15 protein-coding genes and 1 pseudogene are annotated in these 20,600 nt (G+C 71.7%); 10 read left to right on the top strand and 6 right to left on the bottom strand.

The features are described 5' to 3' along the window. Positions 1 to 2: 2 nt before the first annotated feature. The 6 genes from KBX37_RS24840 to coxB are packed head-to-tail and all read right to left on the bottom strand — an operon-like array spanning position 3 to position 5,310. On the bottom strand, positions 3 to 395 hold the full coding sequence (locus KBX37_RS24840; RefSeq protein ID WP_210778315.1) for a cytochrome c family protein: 393 nt from the start codon (positions 393 to 395) through the stop codon (positions 3 to 5). Beyond that, positions 392 to 1,306 carry a cytochrome c oxidase assembly protein gene (locus KBX37_RS24835; RefSeq protein ID WP_210778314.1) on the bottom strand — a complete coding sequence of 305 codons (915 nt, stop codon included), beginning with the start codon at positions 1,304 to 1,306 and terminating at the stop codon, positions 392 to 394. Before KBX37_RS24835 ends, KBX37_RS24840 begins: the two co-directional genes overlap by 4 nt. Further along, positions 1,294 to 1,698 carry a hypothetical protein gene (locus KBX37_RS24830; RefSeq protein WP_210778313.1) on the bottom strand — a complete coding sequence of 135 codons (405 nt, stop codon included), beginning with the start codon at positions 1,696 to 1,698 and terminating at the stop codon, positions 1,294 to 1,296. Before KBX37_RS24830 ends, KBX37_RS24835 begins: the two co-directional genes overlap by 13 nt. After that, positions 1,695 to 2,321 carry a cytochrome c oxidase subunit 3 gene (locus KBX37_RS24825; protein WP_210778312.1) on the bottom strand — a complete coding sequence of 209 codons (627 nt, stop codon included), beginning with the start codon at positions 2,319 to 2,321 and terminating at the stop codon, positions 1,695 to 1,697. The genes KBX37_RS24830 and KBX37_RS24825 overlap by 4 nt, the downstream gene beginning before the upstream one ends. Next, positions 2,318 to 4,249, bottom strand: a complete 1,932-nt coding sequence (gene ctaD, locus KBX37_RS24820; protein WP_210778311.1) for a cytochrome c oxidase subunit I — start codon at positions 4,247 to 4,249, stop codon at positions 2,318 to 2,320. The genes KBX37_RS24825 and ctaD overlap by 4 nt, the downstream gene beginning before the upstream one ends. Before the next feature lie 17 nt (positions 4,250 to 4,266). Further along, the gene (gene coxB, locus KBX37_RS24815) at positions 4,267 to 5,310 is read right to left on the bottom strand and encodes a cytochrome c oxidase subunit II (protein ID WP_210778310.1); all 1,044 of its coding nucleotides are present in this window, start codon (positions 5,308 to 5,310) and stop codon (positions 4,267 to 4,269) included. Positions 5,311 to 5,448: 138 nt separating this feature from the next. On the opposite strand from coxB, the gene ccsA reads away from it, so the two are divergent. The 10 genes and pseudogenes from ccsA to KBX37_RS24765 form a co-directional block, all read left to right on the top strand. After that, positions 5,449 to 6,207, top strand: a complete 759-nt coding sequence (gene ccsA, locus KBX37_RS24810) for a cytochrome c biogenesis protein CcsA (protein ID WP_210778309.1) — start codon at positions 5,449 to 5,451, stop codon at positions 6,205 to 6,207. Then, positions 6,204 to 6,614, top strand: a complete 411-nt coding sequence (locus tag KBX37_RS24805; protein WP_210778308.1) for a cytochrome c maturation protein CcmE — start codon at positions 6,204 to 6,206, stop codon at positions 6,612 to 6,614. Before ccsA ends, KBX37_RS24805 begins: the two co-directional genes overlap by 4 nt. Then, a complete protein-coding gene (locus KBX37_RS24800) occupies positions 6,604 to 8,547 on the top strand; it encodes a heme lyase CcmF/NrfE family subunit (RefSeq protein WP_210778307.1) in 1,944 nt (647 codons plus the stop codon). Before KBX37_RS24805 ends, KBX37_RS24800 begins: the two co-directional genes overlap by 11 nt. A 62-nt stretch (positions 8,548 to 8,609) precedes the next feature. Next, a complete protein-coding gene (locus KBX37_RS24795; protein ID WP_210778306.1) occupies positions 8,610 to 9,110 on the top strand; it encodes a redoxin family protein in 501 nt (166 codons plus the stop codon). Beyond that, entirely contained in the window at positions 9,107 to 10,003 is an 897-nt protein-coding gene (locus KBX37_RS24790) for a cytochrome c-type biogenesis protein CcmH (RefSeq protein ID WP_210778305.1), read from the top strand. The genes KBX37_RS24795 and KBX37_RS24790 overlap by 4 nt, the downstream gene beginning before the upstream one ends. A 1,230-nt stretch (positions 10,004 to 11,233) precedes the next feature. After that, positions 11,234 to 16,693 (top strand): carboxyl transferase domain-containing protein, encoded by a 5,460-nt coding sequence (locus tag KBX37_RS24785; protein WP_210778304.1) that lies wholly within the window; start codon positions 11,234 to 11,236, stop codon positions 16,691 to 16,693. 252 nt (positions 16,694 to 16,945) lie between these two features. Beyond that, positions 16,946 to 18,169, top strand: a complete 1,224-nt coding sequence (locus KBX37_RS24780; RefSeq protein ID WP_210778303.1) for an IS256 family transposase — start codon at positions 16,946 to 16,948, stop codon at positions 18,167 to 18,169. 428 nt (positions 18,170 to 18,597) lie between these two features. Next, the gene (locus KBX37_RS24775; RefSeq protein WP_247658826.1) at positions 18,598 to 18,870 is read left to right on the top strand and encodes a hypothetical protein; all 273 of its coding nucleotides are present in this window, start codon (positions 18,598 to 18,600) and stop codon (positions 18,868 to 18,870) included. A gap of 663 nt (positions 18,871 to 19,533) precedes the next feature. After that, positions 19,534 to 19,920: a pilin gene (locus tag KBX37_RS24770; RefSeq protein ID WP_210778302.1), complete on the top strand. Its 387-nt coding sequence runs from the start codon at positions 19,534 to 19,536 to the stop codon at positions 19,918 to 19,920. A gap of 2 nt (positions 19,921 to 19,922) precedes the next feature. Further along, positions 19,923 to 20,483, top strand: a pseudogene (locus KBX37_RS24765) (hypothetical protein); the annotation flags it as partial. Positions 20,484 to 20,600: the final 117 nt, after the last annotated feature.

Genomic DNA, 20,600 nt, shown 5'->3' with positions numbered 1-20,600 from the left:
GGTCAGTCCAGGGTGTAGAGGTAGGCGGCGATGTCCTGCGCGTCGATTGCGGTGACGCTCAGGTTCGGCATGGCGGTGCCCGGCTCCACCGCCTGTGGATCGGCGATCCAGCGCTGCAGGTTGTCGGCGTTGTTGGGCAGTTGGCCGGCGATGTAGGAGCGGGCGCCGAACCGGGTCAGGGGCGGGCCGACGAGGCCGTCGGCGCGGTTGACGCCGGGGATGGTGTGGCACGATCCGCAGCCGTACTGAACGATCAGTTCCGCGCCCCGGTCGGGCCGTCCGGTCCGCGACTCCGGTGGTGGCGGTGGGGTCGTCGAGGCGCAGGCGGTGACCGCGACGACCGGCAGGATCATGAGGGCCGCACCGAGCGCCCAGAGCCGGCGGGGCACCATCATCGGACCTTCCTTTCCGTTTCAGCTGTTGTCGCCATCGGTACGGCCCCTTGGGGTACCGGCTTTCCGCGCAGGCCGTCGGGCCGGTCGCGGTCCATCCGCAGCAGCCAGCGCAGGGACACGGCCAGCGCCACGACCAGCACGGCCAGGTCCATCGGCGCCCACATCAACAGGCCGGCGAGTTGCTGGTCGGCCAGCGGGTCGGCGCCGAGCACCCGCTGTGGATAGACCGGTTGCGGGGCGAAGGTGAGCACGGCGCCGAGGGCAGAGGCGGGCAGCATGGTGCCGGCCAGCAGCAGCACCGTCACCGGGGCGGGCGCGCGGTGCCGTGGCGAGCCGAGCACCGGGGCCCAGAACAGCCAGGCCGTGGCCAGGAAGCACAGATGCTCGGTGGTGTGCACGGCGGGCCGGTCGACCGCGGCGGCGTACGGCCCGGGCAGGTGCCAGAACCAGAGCACGACGGTCTGCCCGCCACCGGCCAGCAGGGCGTACGTGCTCGGATGGCGTAGCCGGCGCACCGGCGGCGCCACCCGGCAGCGGGCGAGCAGCCGGCGCAGCGGCAGTGGCGCGGCCATGCTCAGCGGCAGCCCCGCCGCGCCCGCCGCGAGCAGCGGCCCGGCCACCAGCAGGAGCAGCATGTGCTGGGCCATGTGCCCGGCCAGGCCGGACTCCGCCACGTCGTGCACCGGTCCCTGCTCCGCGCCGAGCAGCACCAGCAGCCCGGCACCGAAGGCGCCGACCCGCCAGCCTGGGATGACCCGGCCGGTACCGCGTCGGGTCCACAGCTCCTGGACGCCCCGCCCGTAGCCGGCCGCGAGCAGGCAGACCGTGACGACCGCCAGCATGGTCAGCAGGCTCTCGGCGACCGGACTCTGACCGGGTTCGTGAGCCCGGTAGACGCTCAGCTCTGACATGGCGGCAGCACCAGCACGGCGACCCCGCCGAGCACGATGATCGTCAGGAACAGCAGGTTGAGCCAGATGCCCACCACGGCGAGCATCCTGGACCGGCCGAACGCCCGGTCCTCGGCGCCCGCCGACTGCGCGCCGGCGGTGCGCCGCCACACCAGCGCGGCGACCGCCAGCGAGCCCGCGGTGGCCAGGGCCGGGACGACCACCGCCAGCCCGACGGCCGGCCCGAGCGGTACGGCGGAGACGCGCTCGGAGCCGGCGGCGCAGGCCAGTTCGTCCAGGCCCCAGGCGACGAGCACGTGCACTGCCCAGGCGACGGCGCCACCGAGCACGCCGTACCAGAGCAGCAGCCCGCCGGTGAGGCGGGCCCGGGGGCCGGGTCGCGTGGTCGTCACAGTCGTGGGGAGAGGTAGATGGTGAACAGGATGGCGGCCCACACCACGTCGACGAAGTGCCAGTAGATCGCGCCGTTGCGGACCCGTTCGTGGTGGTGGGCGCCGAAGCCGCCGCCCAGGGAGGTGGCGAGCAGCCAGCCGATCATGGTCAGTCCGACCAGGACGTGCAGCCCGTGGAAGCCGGTGATCAGATAGAACAGCGAGCCGTAGACGTCGGTGGTCATGGTGAAGTGTTCGAGCTTCTCGACGTACTCGATGGCCTGCAGGGCCAGGAAGGTCACCCCGAGCACCATGGTTGCGGCCAGCCCGCACCGCAGTCGCCAGAGCTGGCCGCGCCGCATGCCGCGTTCGGCCCACACCATGGGCAGGCTGCTGGGCAGCAGCACCGCGGTCATCACCAGCGGCGTGACCAGCTCCGGTGCGCCGATGCCGCCCGGCGGCCACTGCGGGCCGTACTGGAAGCGGAGGTAGAAGTAGCTGCCGAGCAGGCAGGCGAAGAGGGTGGCCTCGGTGGCCACGAACATCACCATGCCCCACCAGCCGGTCGACCGGCCGACCGGCAGCTTGGTGCTCAGCGCCTCGGCGCCGGTGGCCGCCGCCACGACCCCGCCCCCGTCCGTCATGCCGCCACCCCTGGTTCCTGGTCTGGGCGGCTGGGCGGCCAGAGCCAGACCGCGATCGTCGCGATGACCGCGACCATGGCGACGGCCGCCACCGGGTACCAGGCGAAGAGCAGGGCGGTGAAGAAGATCAGCAGCGCGCCGGCGAGCACGAGTGGCTTCAACGTCGACTCCGGCATCTCCACCGCGCGCTCGCAGCGGGCGTCCAGCTCGCTGGTGAACAGGGTGCGGCGCCCCGCACTGAGGATCCGGTCCTCGGTGGCACCCGCGCCGGTCGACTCGGCGGTCCGTTCATCCCACACCGGGTGCAGGCTGTGCACCCGGGGCAGGACGGGGAAGTTGTACGGCTCGGGCGGCGACGCGGTGGCCCATTCCAGGCTGTCGGCGTTCCACGGGTCTGCGGGGGCGGGCCGGCCCCGGCGGACGGCGTGCACCACGCCGACGAGCACGAGCAGCAGTCCGAGGGCGAGCAGGTACGACCCGACCGTGCTGACCAGGTTCCACCCGCCCCAGCCGGGCTCGCTGGGGTAAGTGTAGATCCGGCGGGGCATGCCGAACAGGCCGTAGAGGTGCATCGGGAAGAAGGTGACGTGCATGCCGGCGAAGACCAGCCAGAACGCCCAGCGGCCCAACCGCTCGTGGTACATCCGGCCGGTGATTTTGGGCAGCCAGTAGTAGATGCCGGCGAGCATCGGGAAGACCGCGCCGCCGATCAGCACGTAGTGGAAGTGCGCCACCACGAAGTACGAGTCGGTGACCTGCTGGTCGAACGCGGTGAGTGCGAACATCGTGCCGGTGACACCGCCGAGCACGAAGGTCACGACGAAGCCGATGACGAACAGCAGCGGCACGCGGATCACCAGCCGGCCGAGCAGCATGGTGGCAAGCCAGGCGAAGATCTGGAGCCCGGACGGAATCGTGATGATGGTGCTGGCCGCGCTGAAGAAGCTGTAGGACAGCTGCGGCAGGCCCGTGGCGAACATGTGGTGCACCCAGACCCCGAACGAGATGATCGCGATCGCCACGATGGAGAGCACGATCAGCGGGTAGCCGACCACGCCGCGCCGGGTGAAGGCGGGCAGCACGGCGGAGACGATGCCCAGCGCCGGCATGACGATGATGTAGACGTCGGGGTGCCCGAAGATCCAGAACAGGTGCTGCCAGAGCAGCACATTCCCCCCGGCCGACGGGTCGAAGAAGTGGGTGCCGAACCGGCGGTCGAGGAAGAGCATCGCGTTGTCCAGGTTGAGTGCCGGCAACGCGAAGATCACCATGAACGCGGTGGCCACGATCGTCCAGACGAACAGCGGTACCCGGTTCAGCGACATCCCCGGTGCGCGCAGCTTGAGCGCGGTGGCGATGAAGTTGATCGAGCTGGCGGTCGTCGAGATACCGAGGAAGAGCAGCCCGAGGGCGTAGACGTCCATGTGCAGGCCGGGGTTGTGCTGCTCCGAGTTCAGCGGCGCGTACGCGAACCAGCCGTTGTCGGGAGCGGCGCCGAAGGGCAGGCTCGCCCACATGAACAGCCCGGCGAACAGGAAGACCCAGTAGCCGAAGGCGTTCAACCTCGGGAACGCCATGTCCCGGGAGCCGATCATCAAGGGGAGCAGGAAGTTGCCGAACCCGAAGAGCATGGGCGTGGCGAACAGGAAGATCATCGCCGTGCCGTGCATGGTGAACAGCTGGTTGTAGTCCTGGGGCGACAGGATGCCCGCCTCGGGTCGGGCGAGCTGGGTGCGCATCGCCAGGGCGCTGAGTCCGGCGAGGACGAAGAAGAACCCGGCGGTGACCAGGTATCGGCGGCCGATCCTCTTGTGGTCGACCGTGCTGAACCAGACCCGCAGCGAGGGGCGCTCGCCCCAGTGTTCGGTCAGCCGCGCCAGGTCCTCGCGGCTGATGCCGGGCGACGGCGTGGTGGTCCCCGTGGACATCGTCTCCCCTCCCCGACCTACTCCAGCGACCGCAGGTATGCGATGAGGTCGGGCAGCTGGGCGGCGTCGACCGGCTGTGGGGGCATGGCGTTGCCGGGCTTGACCGTCTGCGCGTTGGCGATCCAGCCTCCGAGGTGCCCGGCGTCGTTGGGCACCGCCCCGGCGCCGAGGCTCCACCGGGTGCCGACGTTCGACAGGTCGGGCCCCGCCTGGCCCTGGGCGCCGGTGCCCCGTACCGCGTGGCAGGCGGCGCAGGTGCCCCGCACGAACGCCTGCTGGCCGCGGCGCTCGGCCTCGGTGTGCGGCGGACGGGCCGGGGCGTTCAGGCGGGTCAGCCACGCGTCGAAGTCGGTGCGGGGTTCCGCAACGACCAGGAAGGCCATGTGGGCGTGCTGGGTGCCGCAGTACTCGGCGCACTGGCCGCGGTAGCGGCCGGCCCGCTCCGCCTGCAACCAGGTCTCCCGGGTCTCGCCGGCGATCAGGTCGGTCTTCGGCATGAGCTGCGGCACCCAGAAGCTGTGCAGCACGTCGTCGGTGCGCAAGCGCACCTTCACCCGCTCCCCCACCGGGATGTGGATCTCGTTGGCGGTGGCTCCGGACGCCCCCTGGTAGCGCACCTCCCACCACCACTTGTGCCCGGTCACCTCCACGGTGGGGGCGTCCGCGCCGGGGCGGTCACCGAGTGCGGCAAGGTCGCTCAGACCCACTCCGTAGACGGCGACGAGGATGACGAAGGGCAGCCCGGCGCCGGCGATCGTGACGAAGCGCAGCGGCTGCCCGTGGCGCACCCGAGCGTTGCCCCGCCGGAACACCAGCGCCCAGATCAGCAGTGCCATGACCTCGACGAATACGGCGGTGGAGATCCAGAACAGCAGCCACCAGGTGTCGGCGATCCGGGCCGCCCCCGTACCGGCGGGGTTCAGGGCGGACGGCGGGTTGCCGGCGCATCCGGCGAGCAGGGCCAGGCCGCACAGCGTCGTCAGCACCGGGAGCGGGCGCGGTCGGCAGCGCCGCCCGACGGGTCGGGCCGCGCTCAGGGTCATCCGCGCTGTCGTGTCCACCGGGAGCGACACTAGGCCCTCCTGACCCCTGTTTGTCCCGTTTGCCGCTGATAACCGGACGAGTGCACTCGGGGCGATTTATGGTGAGTTCGCACTCCGTTCATCCGCAAGCGCCCCCGAGGCGCGGACAGGGAGATCATGCGAGCCTCCACGGTGGACCTTGTCGCGGACAGCGGCAGAGCGGCCGCCGGCCGCCGGACGATGGCCTGGCTCGCCGGTGGGCTCACCGCGGCGGCGACGGTGGCCGGCGGGTGGCTGGCGCCCCCCGACGAGGTGCAGGGCCAGGCGCAGCGACTGATGTACCTGCATGTCCCCGCCGCCTGGGTGGCCTACGTCGCGTTCGCCGTCGTGCTGGCCGCCAGCGGGGCGTACCTGATCGGGGGTGACCTGCGCTGGGACCGGTTCGCCCGGGCGGGCGCGGAGATCGGGGCGGCGCTGACCGCCGTCGCGATCGCCACCGGGTCGCTCTGGGGGCACCTGGTCTGGGGTGCCTGGTGGGCCTGGGACCCCCGGCTGGTCAGCACCGTCCTGCTCCTGCTCACGTACGCCGGCTACCTGGCCCTGCGCCGCGCGGTGGCGGAGCGGACCGGGGCGCGCGACGGAGGCGACCACCGGGTGGCGCGGCCGGCCGCGGTCGTCGGGGTGGCCAGCTTCCTGCTCGTCCCGGTGGTGCACTTCTCCGTCGTCTGGTGGCGGTCGCTGCACCAGCAGGCGACCGTGCTCGCTCCGCAGCGCCCGCCGATCGACCCCAGGATGGGCGTCGCCCTGCTGCTCGCCGCGGCCGCCGCGACGCTCGCCGCGCTCTGCGTCCTGCTGTACCGGGTGGTCCGGCTGGAACGCCGGCTGACCCCCGACGCGTCCCCCGCTCCCGACCGCGTCCCGGCCCGGGTCGGATGATCCGTCGCCGCGCGGGCCGGACCGCCGTCGTCGCCGTGCTCCTCGCCGCCGGCGCGCTGCTGGTCACCAGCGCGCTGCGGGACACCCTGACCTACTACCGCACCCCCGGCGAGGTGCTCGGCGACCCGGACGCGACCTGGGAACGGGTACGCCTCGGCGGCGACGTGGTGCCCGGGTCGCTGCGGCACACCGGCGACCTCGTGGTGTTCCGCCTCGCCGAAGACGGTCACGAGATCACCGTCGAGCAGCGCGGCGTCCCACCGGAGACGTTCCGGGAGGGCGAGGGAGCGGTCGTCGAGGGCACCCTGTCGCCGGACAGGGTGTTCCGCTCCGACCACGTCGTGGTCCGGCACGGTAACGAGTACCGGCCGTCCACCGCCCCGGCAGGGCCGGTAGATGCTCGGTGACCTCGGCACCGCGAGCCTCGCGGTCGGGCTGCTCTGCGCCACCCTGACCGCCCTGCTCTGGCTGCGGACGGCCCTGTTCGCCGTACCCACCCGACCGGCCCGCCTCGCCACCGCCGCGACCCTGGCGACCGCCGCCGTCGCCTGCGGCCTGCTGGAGGCGGCCCTGCTCCGGCACGACTTCAGCGTCCGCTTCGTGGCGGAGAACGGCGGACGTCAGGTGCCGTTGTACTACACGCTGACGAGTCTCTGGTCCGCCCTGGACGGGTCGCTGCTGCTCTGGCTGCTGATCCTCGCCGGGTACGCGGCACTGCTGGCCCACCGCCGGCACCCGGCCCGGCTGCACGCGTACGCGATGGTGGTCGTCAGCGCGGTGACCATGTTCTTCTTCGCGTTGTCCTACTTCGCCGCGAACCCGTTCCGGGAGGTCGGTCCGGTACCCACCGACGGCCCGGGACCGAACCCGCTGCTGCAGCAGCACCCGGCGATGGGGGTGCACCCTCCCCTGCTCTACGCCGGTTACATCGGCCTGGTCGTGCCGTTCGCCTTCGCGATCGCCGCACCGCTGGCCGGCCGGGACGGGCGGGGCTGGCTGCGGGCCGCCCGACCGTGGGCCCTGGCGGCCTGGGCTGCGCTGACCGCGGGTATCGGGCTCGGGGCCTGGTGGTCGTACGCGGTGCTGGGCTGGGGCGGTTACTGGGCGTGGGACCCGGTGGAGAACGCCTCCCTGCTGCCCTGGCTGACCGCCACCGCCTTCCTGCACACCACCCTTGGTCGCGCCGCCGGCCTGGCCGGCTGGAACCTGACCCTGGCCTGCGCCAGCTTCGTGCTGGTGCTGCTCGGCACGTTCCTCACCCGGTCCGGCGCGGTGGCCAGCGTGCACGCCTTCACCGACTCACCACTGGGGCCGATGCTGCTCGGCTTCGTGCTGCTGACGGTCGTCGTGTCGACCGTCGTGACCGGATCCCGCGGCCCCGAGCCAGCCCGCCGCAGCAGCACACCGCTGCTGTCCCGGACCACGGCCGTGCTGGTCAACGGCGTGCTGCTGGTGACGATCGCGGCGGTGGTGCTGATCGGCACGATCTTCCCGCTGCTCTCCGGCCCGCTGGCCGGGGTACGCACCTCGGTCGGACCCGGCTACTACCAGCGCACCGCGGTACCGCTGGCGATCGCGGTGCTGCTGGTGATGGGGGCGACGCCCGCCCTACGGGTCCGCGACCGGACGCAGGCGCTGCGGCGACTCGCCGTACCCGGCGGCGTGGCGCTTGCCACCGTCGCCGTGGTGGGACTGCTCAGCCGGCCCGGCCCGCCGACGCTCACCGCGTTCGGCGCGGCGGCGTTCGTGCTCACCGGCCTGACCGCGGAGCTGCTCGGCCGGCTACCGCCGGCCGGCCCGAACCGGAGACCGGGCAGGGTCGCCGGGCTGATCGGGCACGCCGGGATCGCCCTCGTCGCGGTGGGCGTCGCCGGGTCCTCGGCATACGGCCAGGACGCCGAACGGACCCTCCGCACCGGAGAGGCCCTGCGGGTGGCCGACGCGACCGTACGCCTGACCGGGGTGGACCGGGCCGCCGGCAGCGGCGGCATGGCGGTGCAGGCACGACTCCGGCTCACCGAATCGGACGGCCCGGAACGAACCGTCACACCCGCCCTGCGCTACCACCCCGCCCGGGACACCGCGGTAACCGTGCCGACGATCGACACCGGGCTGCTGCAGGACACGTACGTGACGCTGATCGCGGTCGCCCCGGACAGCGGCAGCGCAACCGTACGGCTCGCGGTAAACCCGCTCGTCGGGCTGCTCTGGGCCGGCGGCGCGCTGACCGCCACCGGGGGACTCGCGGCCGCGATCGGCACCGCCCGCTCCCGCCGCCGGCCGCACCGGGACGTCGCCCTGCCAGCTCCTGACCCGGTCGCCGCCGGGGCCCCGAAATGATCAGCCGCGGAGCCCGTCCACGACCGCGCCTACTGCGCACCGGACCCGCGCTGGTGCTGGCGGTGACCGTCGCCGTCGGCGCGCTGGTCGCCCTCGGCCTGCGGTCGCCTGCCACGCCGGCGCCCGTCGGCGCCGCCGGTGTGACGCCCACGCCGGCCCCGGCGCTCTCCGGCACCACCCTGGACGGTGGCCGGTTCGACCTGGCCGACGCCCGCGGCCACGTGCTGCTGGTCAACGTCTTCGCCTCCTGGTGCGGCCCGTGCCGGGATGAGCTGCCGCTGCTGGTCGAAACGGAACGACGGTGGTCGCCGCAGGGACTACGGCTGGTCGGGCTGAACGTCCGGGACGGCACCGAGGCGGTCCGGGCGCTGCTCGACGAGACCGGAACGCGCGGGCTGACCGTGCTGACCGACCCGGACGGCAGCCGGTCGGTCGACTGGGGCGTACGGGGGGTGCCGGAGACCTTTGTGGTGGACCGCGACGGCCGCATCGTCGACCGGCAGCAGGGCGTGGTCACCCGGGAGTGGCTGGAGCAGCGGGTGGCGCCGCTACTGGCCGGATGAGGTGGCGCGCCGCCCTGGCGGCACTCGTCCTCACGGCCCTGACAGCCGCGGCCGGCGCGGGACTGGTCCGGTCGGCCGGCGACACCGACCGGGATGACCCGGTCCGCGCGGCGGCCGCCGGTCTGCGCTGCCCGGCCTGCCAGGGCGAGTCGGTGGCGGATTCCCGGTCGCCGATCGCGGCGGCGATGCGGCAGGTGGTGGCGGACCAACTGGCGCAGGGGCGGGACCGCGACGAGATCCGGCAGTGGTTCGTCCAACGCTACGGCGCGGAGGTGCTGACCGATCCACCAGCCCGCGGCGCGCAACTGCTGCTCTGGGCCGTACCCGCGTTGACCCTGCTGGCCGGCGGCTACGCCGCCCTGCGCACGCTGCGTCCCCGCGCGACGTCGACCGCTCCCACCATGGCGGCGCGGCGCGCGCCGACCGCCCGGGCCGCCCGCCGGGCGTGGCGGGCCGGGTCGGTCGGCCTGGTCGCCCTCGTGGTGTCGGTGGCAGACGCCGCCGGCCGTCTCGACCGGCCGTCGCCGCAGTCGCCACCGGCCGACCCGGTCGCGGTCGCCGTGCAACTGGGCCGCGACCTGGAGACCCAGGACCGGTACCAGGCCGCGGCCCAGATGTACCGGGAGGCGCTACGGGACCGGCCGGACGACAGGATCCGACTGCGGCTCGCCTTCGCGCTGCTTCGAGCCGGCGACACCACGGGCGCGGAGCGGACCGCGCGCGAGGTGCTGGCCCGCTCTCCGGACTCCCCGGACGGGCTGCTCGTGCTGGGGCTGGCGCAGCGCGGCAGCCGTTCCGCCGAGGCGGCACGCACCCTGCGACGCTTCCTGGCCGTCGATCCGGAGCACCCGGCCGCCGGGGAGATTACTCGCCTGCTGGCCACCGGCCCGTGACCCCTGGCGGGACAGTGCATCGGCCTTCGTCGACGAGGACATCGTCGTCGCCGGCCCCTCCGAGTGCGACGCCGGGTACGGCACGGTCCGCCACTGGCTCGTCGACGTGCGCGGGATGACCCTGCGCCGCGAGATGTCCTACCCCTTCCCCGTCTCCGGGCCTCCCCGCTCGGCTGGGGACGGTACCTGGTACACGGTCTCCGAGGACCGGACGTCTGTGCACCTGCGCCCGCCGGCCGACGACGGCTGACTCCACGCGGCGCGGCCGTCAGTGGGGACTGGCGGGCCACGTTCGCGCGTGGGCGTTCAGCCCGTGTTGCGTGCGACTAGGCCAGGCGCCGCCCCGCCATCGCCCAAGGCGCGAACAACCGAGACAACCGGCGTGCCATCGTCCGCACGCCCCTATTCCAACAATGCCAACGTCCGTACAAGATCAGGGCCGCGCCGAGACGCCGAGACCGAAGGACAAGTTCAGTGGGGTGCGTCCGTCGGGGGTCGGTAGTGCAGTGCGTCCATGAGTAGGTCGAGGAGTCGTCCGGCTTGTTCTCGCTGCGACTCTTGGCTGGCGGCGATGGCGATGCCGGACAGGTTGATGAGGACGTCGTCGGCGGGGATGTCGTCTCGCAGGCTGCCGTCGGAGAGCGTTGCTCATACCGGATTTCGTCGTCATGTAGTCGACAAAGCGGTCCATCCACGGCCGCAACGCTACTGCGGGGGAGGATTCGGCTAGTACTCCAGTAGGAGATCCGTTTTGACCTGCTGTGGTGGTGTGGTTTTGTCCGTGCACAGCAAGCAGCCACCGCCGAGTCTCGAAGGTTGTGTGGGCCCGTGATGCGGCCGTGGCTGCCACCTACAGCGAAGAGGTCAGCCAGCCAGAAGCCCTGGTCGAGGCGCTGGTGATGGGATCGCGCGGGCACCGGTGCCGCATCGACGAGCAGCGTGCCGTGACCTGCACGCTCAGCGGGCCAGCCATCAAGCACTGGTACCTATATCGAGCCCCGCTCCGGGTCGCAGGCGAAGCCGGGCAACGTGCCGCCACTGCCATTCGCACCCGCCCCAACCAGAGGCGGGCGCGGCCAAAAAGTTTTGTTCGGTTCCTACAAATCGTGCCGCCTAGGCTTCGGTGGTTACGACATGGCGCTGCCAGCCGGCACGCGGAATGGTGATCACTGCCGCGGGGTCGCCGTCTCCCGGAACGTACATCGTGGGTCTACCGGAGGGGTCGGTCGGGTGTTCAGCCGTGTCGCCATCGTCAACCGTGGTGAGGCCGCCATGCGGCTCATCCACGCGGTCCGGGAGCTGGCTGCGGAGACCGGGACGCGGATCGAGACCGTCGCCCTGTACACCGACGTCGACCGGACCGCCACGTTCGTGCGTGAGGCGGACATCGCCTACGACCTCGGTCCCGCGTCCGCGCGCCCGTACCTCGACCTGACGGTGCTTCAGCGCGCGCTGACAGAGACCGGGGCCGACGCCGCGTGGGTCGGCTGGGGCTTCGTCGCCGAGGACCCGGCATTCGCGGAACTCTGCGAGAAGGTCGGGGTCACCTTTGTCGGGCCCAGCCCGGAGGCCATGCGCCAGCTCGGCGACAAGATCGGCGCGAAGCTGCTCGCCGAGGAGGTCGGCGTGCCGGTGGCGCCGTGGAGCCGGGGCGCCGTCGAGACCCTGGACGCCGCCCTGGCGGCGGCGACCGAGATCGGTTACCCGCTGATGCTGAAGGCGACCGCCGGCGGTGGCGGGCGCGGCATCCGGGTGATCACGAACGAGGCCGAGCTGGCCGACGCGTACGAGCGCACCAGCCAGGAGGCGGCGCGGGCGTTCGGCAGTGGCGTCGTGTTCCTGGAGCGCCTGGTCACCGGTGCCCGGCACGTCGAGGTCCAGGTGATCGCCGACGGCCAGGGCACGGCGTGGGCGCTCGGTGTCCGCGACTGTTCGGTGCAGCGGCGCAACCAGAAGGTCATCGAGGAGTCGGCGTCGCCGGTGCTCAGCCCGGCGCAGGCAGCCGAGCTCAAGGCGTCGGCCGAACGGCTGGCTGTGGCGGTCGGTTACCGGGGCGCGGCGACCGTCGAGTTCCTGTACCACCCCGGCGACGGGGTGTTCGCGTTCCTCGAGGTCAACACCCGCCTGCAGGTCGAGCACCCGATCACCGAGTTGACCACCGGGTTCGATCTCGTCAAGGCGCAGCTGCACGTCGCCTCCGGTGGGCGACTCGACGGCGAACCGCCGGCGGAGCGCGGGCACGCCATCGAGGCCCGGCTGAACGCCGAGGACCCCGACCGCGACTTCGCGCCGTCGCCGGGTCGTATCGCGCGGCTGGACCTGCCCACCGGCCCGGGGATCCGGGTGGACACCGGCGTCAGCGAGGGTGACACCATCCCGGCCAACTTCGACTCGATGATCGCCAAGATCATCGCGTACGGCCGCGACCGCCACGAGGCGCTCGGCAAGCTGCGCCGGGCGATGGCGAACACCACGGTGATCATCGAGGGTGGGGCGACGAACAAGAGCTTCGTCCTCGACCTGCTCGACCAGCCCGAGGTGATCGACGCCAGCGCGGACACCGGCTGGATCGACCGCGTCCGAGGCGAGGGCAGGCTCGTCGCGCACCGGCACTCCGCGGTCGCGCTGGCGGCCGCCGCCATCGAGGCGTACGAGGAAGAGGAACGCGTCGAACGGCAGCGGCTGCTGTCGACGGCGGCCGGCGGACGCCCGCAGCTGCAGCACAAGAGTGGCCGACCGCTGGACCTCAAGCTGCGTGGCGTCAGCTATCGCGTGCGCGTGGCCCGGGTCGGCGCGCACCGGTTCCGGGTCGGCATCGAAGCGGGCGACGCCGTCCGCACCGCCGGCGTCGAGCTCGACCGCTTCGACCGGCACACCGGGCAGATCGTCGTCAACGGCGCCCGGTACCGGCTGCTCACCGGGACGCACGGGCCGATCCACCTGGTCGAGGTGGACGGCGTGACGCACCGGGTCAGCCGCGACGAGGGCGGTGTCGTCCGCTCCCCCATGCCCGCGCTGGTCGTCGCCACGCCGCTCGCGGTCGGCGCCGAGGTCGAGGCGGGCGCGCCGGTGCTGGTCCTGGAGGCTATGAAGATGGAGACGGTGCTGCGGGCGCCGTTCAAGGCGCGGCTGAAGGAGTGCGCCGTCTCCGTGGGCAGCCAGGTGGAGGCCGGCGCACCGTTGCTGCGGCTGGAGCCGCTGGCCGAGGAGGCCGACGAGGCCGCGGACGGCCGGGCCGTCACGTCCGTCGAGCTGGACCTGCCCGCCGCTGCCGGGGAGATCCCGGCGCGGGAACGCGCCACGCGCGGACGGGAGGACCTGCGCGGCCTGCTGCTCGGCTTCGACGTCGACCCGCACGACGACCGCCGGGTGCTCGACGACTACCTGGCCGCGCGCCAGGCTGCCACCCACGACGGGCACCGGCCACTGGTCGAGGAACTCGACCTCGTCACCGTGTTTGCCGACCTCGCCGAGCTGAGCCGCAACCGGCCGACGGGCGAGGACGGCGACGGCCACGTCTACAGCGCCCGCGAGTACTTCCACACCTACCTGCAGAGTCTCGACGTCGAGCGGGCCGGACTGCCGAATTCGTTCCAGGCCAAGCTCGCCAAGGCGCTCGGGCACTACGGCGTCACCGACCTGGAGCGCTCCCCCGAGCTCGAAGCCGCCGTGTTCCGGATCTTCCTCGCCCAGCAACGCGCGTCCGCCGACGCCATGGTCGTCGGGGCGCTGCTGCGCGCGTGGCTGCGGGAGTCGCCGCCGGACGAGACGCTGCGCGAGCCGGCCGGCCTCGCGCTGGAGCGGCTGGTGGCCGCGACGCAGGTCCGTTTCCCCGTGGTCGCCGACCTCGCCCGCGGCGTGGTGTTCGCCTGGTTCGCCCAGCCGCTGCTGCGCCGCAACCGCGCCCGCGTCTACGCCGGGGTCCGCAAGCACCTGCGCCATCTGGACGCGCACCCGGACGCGCCGGACCGCGCCGAGCGCATCGCCGAGATGGTACGCAGCACCGAGCCGCTGGTCCGGCTGCTCGGCCAGCGGCTCGTGCGCGACCACCTCGACAACACGGTCATGCTGGAGGTGCTGACCCGGCGGTACTACGGCAACAAGGCGCTCACCAGCGTGCGTGCCCGCGAGGTCGCGGGCTGCACGTTCGTGCTCGCCGAGCGCGCGGACTCGAGCGTGGTCTCGGCTGCGGTGAGCTTCGACGCCCTGGGCGCCGCGCTGCGTGGGCTCGCCGAGCTGGCAAGCGGCGAGGACGCCGTCGACGCCGACATCTACCTCGCCTGGGAGAGCCAGCCGGAGGACTTCGACGCGATGGTGGCCGCGCTGCTCGAGGTCATCAACGCGCACCCGCTGCCGCACCAGGTCCGCAGAGTCACCACCACCGTCGCCGGTCGCGGCGGAGCGGTGATGCACCACCACTTCACGTTCCGCCCGTCGGGCGCCGGGATGGCCGAGGAGCGGCTGATCCGCGGCCTGCACCCGTACATCGCGCAGCGGATGCAGCTGGAGCGGCTGCGCAAGTTCGACCTCACCCGCCTGCCGTCGTCGGACGAGGAGGTCTACCTCTTCCAGTGCGTGGCGCGGGAGAACCCGTCTGACGAGCGTCTCGTCGCGTTCGCGCAGGTGCGCGACCTGACCGAGCTGCGCGAGCACGACGGCCGGCTGGTCTCGCTGCCCACCACCGAGGACGCCGTCGCCGCGTGCCTCGACTCGATCCGCCGCGCGCAGTCGCGGCGTTCGTCGAAGACGCGCTTCACCACCAACCGGATCGTGGTCTACGTCTGGCCGCCGAGTGAACTCACCCGCGAGGAGATGGAGATGATCGCCGGGCGCGTGCGGCCGACGACCGCGGGCGCCCGGCTGGAGGAGATCCTGTTCATCGCGCGGCAGCGCGACCGCACGACCGGCGAGCTGACCAAGATCGCCGTACGGATCTCCTTCGACGCCACGGGCGGCGCCGAGCTGACCATCGGCGAACCGCCGGTCGAGCCCGTCGAGCCGCTCGACGACTACCGGCTGAAGGTGCTGCGCGCGAGCAGCCGCAACACGGTGTACCCGTTCGAACTGACCGGCTTGCTCGGCGACTTCGTCGAGCACGACCTCGACGACGACCATGCGCTGGTGCCGGTCGACCGGCCGAAGGGGCGCAACAGCGCGGCTATCGTCGCCGGCGTGGTCACCACGCCGACCGCACGGCACCCGCAGGGCGTCACCCGGGTCGTGCTGCTCGGTGATCCGACGAAATCCCTGGGTGCCCTGTCGGAGCCGGAGTGCCGCCGCGTGATCGCCGCGCTGGACCTGGCCGAGCGGATGCGGGTGCCGCTGGAGTGGTGGGCGCTGTCCGCCGGGGCTCGGATCTCCATGACGTCCGGCACGGAGAATATGGACTGGGTGGCCGCTGCGCTCAAGCGGATCGTTGAGTTCACACAGGACGGCGGTGAGATCAACATCGTGGTCGCGGGCATCAACGTCGGCGCGCAGCCGTACTGGAACGCCGAGGCGACGATGCTCATGCACACCAAGGGCATCTTGGTGATGACGCCGGACTCGGCGATGGTGCTCACCGGCAAGCAGTCGCTTGACTTCTCCGGTGGCGTGTCCGCCGAGGACAACTTCGGCATCGGCGGCTACGACCGGGTGATGGGCCCGAACGGGCAGGCGCAGTACTGGGCGCCGAACCTGTCCGCCGCGCGGGACGTGCTGATGTCGCACTACGACCACACGTACGTCGCACCCGGCGAGGAGGCGCCGCGTCGGGCGACCACCACCGACCCGGTCGATCGCGACATCTCCGACTTCCCGCATGCCGTGGCCGGCAGCGACTTCACCACCGTCGGCGAGATCTTCTCCGCCGAGGCCAACCCGGACCGCAAGAAGCCGTTCGATATTCGGGCCGTGATGCGGGCGCTGTCCGACCGGGACCACCCGGTGCTGGAGCGCTGGGCGGGCATGGCCGACGCGGAGACCGCGGTGGTGCAGGACGTGCATCTCGGCGGCATCCCGGTGTGCCTGCTCGGCATCGAGTCACGAGCCGTGCCACGCCGCGGCTTCCCGCCCACCGACGGCCCGGACACCTACACCGCCGGTACGCTGTTCCCCCGGTCGTCGAAGAAGGCGGCGCGGGCGATCAACGCGGCCAGCGGCAACCGGCCGCTGGTGGTGCTGGCGAACCTGTCGGGCTTCGACGGCTCGCCCGAGTCGATGCGCAAGCTGCAACTGGAGTACGGCGCCGAGATCGGTCGCGCGATCGTGAACTTCCGCGGGCCCATCGTCTTCTGCGTGATCTCGCGATACCACGGTGGCGCGTTCGTGGTGTTCTCGAAGGCGCTGAACCCCAAAATGACTGTGCTGGCGCTGGAAGGCTCGTTCGCCTCGGTGCTCGGCGGCGCTCCCGCTGCCGCGGTGGTGTTCTCCGGCGACGTCAACGCCCGCACCGCGGCTGACCCGCGGGTACGGCACCTGGAAGCGCGCGGCGCGGCCGCCTCCGGCACGGAGCGCGCCGCGCTGACCGCCGAACTCGACGAGCTCCGCTCGGCGGTTCGCGCCGAGAAGCTCGGCGAGGTGGCCACGGAGTTCGACCGTGCGCACAACATCCAGCGCGCTGTCGAGGTCGGCTCCGTCGATGCCGTCATCCGCACCGCCGAACTGCGGCCGAGCATCATCGAGGCCATCGAGTCCCATCTGCGATAGGCGAGACTGGGATCGAACCAGTGATTTCTTCGGGCCCACAGGAGTGGTCTCCGGAGCGTCGCTAGTCCACGCAGACCCGCACCAGCAAGCCGCACCGCCCAGCAGCGCTAGCCCGTCTCAGGACCCCCGAGGGTTGCGTCCCGCCGGGTGGTGTAGAAGCTGACCGGCTTCGGCGTGCCGCCGAGATGGAGGTGGGTCATCGCGTGAGTCTCTGTGTGAACGACCAAGAACACGCAGAGGACGGAGTACGCGATGACCCTGGACCAGTCTGCCTTGTTGAACGTGCTGGATGCACTCAAGGCAGCCGAGGTGAATGATCGTGTCCGGCAGGCCGCGGAGACGATCTATCAGGCGTTGATCGAGGCGGAGTTGACCGCGGTGATCGGCGCCGCCCCGCACCAGCGCAGCGAGGCCCGGGTGGCGCAGCGCAACGGCCACCGCCCGCGCACCCTGACCACGACCGCCGGTGATCTGGATCTGCGGATCCCGAAGCTGCGCACCGGCTCGTTCTTCCCCAGCCTGCTTGAGCGGCGCCGGCGGGTGGATCAGGCGTTGTTCGCGGTGGTGATGGAGGCCTACCTGCACGGCGTGTCCACGCGCAAGGTCGACGACCTGGTCAAGGCGTTGGGCGCGGACTCGGGGATCTCCAAGTCCGAGGTGTCGCGGATCTGCGCCGACCTCGACGAGGAAGTGGGCGCCTTCCGCGACCGGTCCCTGGCCTCGGCCGCGTTCCCCTACGTCTTCCTCGACGCGACCTACTGCAAGGCCCGGGTCAACCGGCGAGTCGTCTCCCAGGCGATCGTGGTCGCCACCGGGGTTCGGGCCGACGGCTGGCGGGAGGTCCTGGGCTTCGCCGTCGGTGACAGCGAGGACGGCGCGTTCTGGACCGCGTTCCTGCGCAGCCTCAAGGCCCGCGGACTCGGCGGGGTGCAGCTGGTCATCTCCGATGCCCACACCGGCCTCAAGCAAGCCATCGCCGCGGTCCTGCTCGGCGCCGCGTGGCAACGCTGCCGGGTGCACTTCCTGCGCAACGTCCTGGCCCAGGTGCCCAAAGGCAACGCGGAGATGGTCGCCGCGGCGATCCGCACCATCTTCGCTCAACCCGACGCCGCCCACGTGCGCGAGCAGCTCGACGTCATCGCCGGCATGCTCGGCCGGCAGTTGCCCAAGGTCGAGACGATGCTCCGCGACGCCGCGCATGACCTGCTCGCCTTCACCGGGTTCCCGCCCAGTCATTGGAAGAAGATCTGGTCGACGAACCCCCTCGAACGGATGAACAAGGAGATCAAACGCCGCACCGACGTCGTCGGTGTCTTCCCCAACCCCGAAGCCCTGCTCCGCCTCGCCGGCGCCGTCCTCGTCGAAGCCCACGACGAATGGCAAACCGGCGACCGCCGCTACCTCGCCGAAGGCTCCATGGCCCAGATCAGCCCACCCCCGAAAGCCACCGCCGCCAGCGAACTCATCGCCGCCTAACCAGACTCGTTGCCAGCCCGGCAGCGAACCGGAAAACTGAACAGCGCACAGGGCCTCACGCAGGCGACCTACACCACGTCACGGGACGTGACCCCCCCGAGGGACCTGACAACCGCATAGATGTAACGCCTACCCCTGTTCAACGAGCGGCCGATGCCTGACGGCATCGGCCGCTTCTTCATGCCCTCCGGAGCAACCGGAACACGAACCAACTTCGGAGGACCGCTCCTGACAACCCACTCATTCGACACGGCACGAGCCTCCAACGCATCGAGCCGCAGCACGACCACCCCCCTCGCTCACGGCGCCAATGCCGGCATTGCCCTCCAGCCCGCCCTCTTTCGAAACGGGTTCGCGGAGGCCAAGGAGCGAACGATGCACGCCCATCGACGGATGTTTCCGCTGGGTCAGCCACCGGACGGAGGCGCATGACTCTGCCGTCCGATCGCCGACATCAGCAACGCAAGGAGTCCGATCCGGCGACGGACGCGGCACCGGACAAGCGACTTGACCGGTCCGGTGAAGGCGACGGTTCATGGACGCTCGACGACGTCGACGGGCGTGCGAAGACCGCGTTCATCAGGGTGGAGGCTCCCCGTCAGCCACCTGAGCTGCACCCTGGCGCCGCTGCCGCCCTACTGAAGGTGCTCAAGCGCGTCAACGACCGCCGCACGGACGACCCGATCGAGGAGACCGGATGACCACCCCTCAACCGAAACCCTTCGCCCTTTACGGCCGCGTGTCGACGGAGGACAACCAGGACCCCGAATCGTCCCGGAGCTGGCGGCTCACGCGGGCGACCACACTCATTCAGCCTCACTGTGGACGCATCGTCACCGAGTACTGTCGAGGACCGCGCCATCGTAGAGGGCTGGCAGGATGATCCGGTACGCAGCACAGCCGGACGGCCACGTGGCGTGGATCGGTGACGATCAACAGGATCTGGGCACGCCGGGCCAGTGGTGTTCGCAGACGGTGCGGGCATGTCGGTCAGTGTCGGCATACCAGGCGAGACGGCCGCCGAGCACCAGCTCGACGGCCAGGTCGTCGTCCGCGGGATGACCGCTCCACCGCCGAGGCAGCCACAAGCCGGCGCACTTCCGGGCACGGCGCTGAAGGGGCCCCGCCGACAAGGCCGAGGTCTACCGGCAACTCGGCCTCTGGCTCACCTATCGGCTTGAAACGCAAACGGTGCGCGCTGAAGTGGATTTCAGCGCACACCGAATGGGAGGACGCGCTCCTCCGAGGGCCTGTCGCGGCTCGACGACGCCCTGCCTCCCGCGCCCGGCGGCGGCCCCCTGACCGACGTTGCGACGCCCCACCCCTGCCAATGGCCCGGGTTGGGGCCGCAGGTGAACCCATCCATGTCCCGCATCCCGGCACGTATCCGTGCCCTCACCCGCCACCGCATCGCCCGCCGGACCGGCCGGGCCGCCGCCCTGACCGGCGCGGTGATGCTGCTGTTGTCCGTGCCCGCCGCCGCGCACGCCCATACCGGCGCGCCGGCGCGCCTGGCGGCCAATGCACTGCCGGTCGTGATCGCGAACCTGCAGGCCTGGCTGATGGGCATCCTCGCCGCGGTGGCCACCCTGTTCCTGGTCCTGGCCGGGGTCTACTGGGCGGCCGCCGGCGGTGACCCGGCGCAGGTCGAGCGGGCCAAGGGGGCGCTGAAGAACGCCCTGGTCGGCTACGGCCTCGCCGTGCTCGCGCCGATCCTGCTGCAGGTCGTCCAGCGAATCGTCGGAGGCTGATCATGGGTTGGCTGCTCGACCAGATCCTGGACTGGCTGGCGACGGCGATCCTCGCGAGCTTGGACGCGCTGTTCGGGGTGATCAGCAGCGCCCTGCTGATCACCCCGAACGTCACCGCCTTGCCGCAGGTGCAGGCCCTGACCGGCCGTTCCGTGCTCGTCGTCGACACCGTCTTCGTCCTCGCCTTCGTCGCCGCGGGTGTGCTCACCATGACCGCCGGCGGCAGCGAAAGCTCCCGCTACACCGCCAAGGACCTGCTCCCCTGCCTGATCGTCGGGTTCGTCACCGCCCACTTCTCCCAGCTGTGGTGCGGCATGCTCATCGACCTGGCCAACGCGCTGACCGCCGCGCTCACCACGCCCGACGGGGACAGCGACGGCGCGCTGCGCGCGATCAAAACCCACATCACCGCCGGGCAAGACAACACGGCCGGGCTGCTGTTCGTCGCCTGCGCCGCGATCATCGCCGTCCTGCTGGCCGGCACCGCGTTCAGCGTGATCGTCCGATTCGCCGTCGTCCTCGTCCTCACCGCCGCCGCCCCGCTCGCGCTGGCCTGTCATTCCTGAAGGAGTGGGGCCGTGTCAACCCTTCTTGGTCGGACTGCTTGCGACCGGTTTGTGCTGATTCCCGGCTCGGTGCAGGCAAACGCCGGTAAGGGGTCGGGGTCAAGACTCGACCGG

It is taken from the genome of Micromonospora sp. U56 (assembly GCF_018070095.1).
Classification (GTDB): domain Bacteria; phylum Actinomycetota; class Actinomycetes; order Mycobacteriales; family Micromonosporaceae; genus Micromonospora; species Micromonospora purpureochromogenes.
This window is presented reverse-complemented; position numbering and strand designations above follow the sequence as displayed.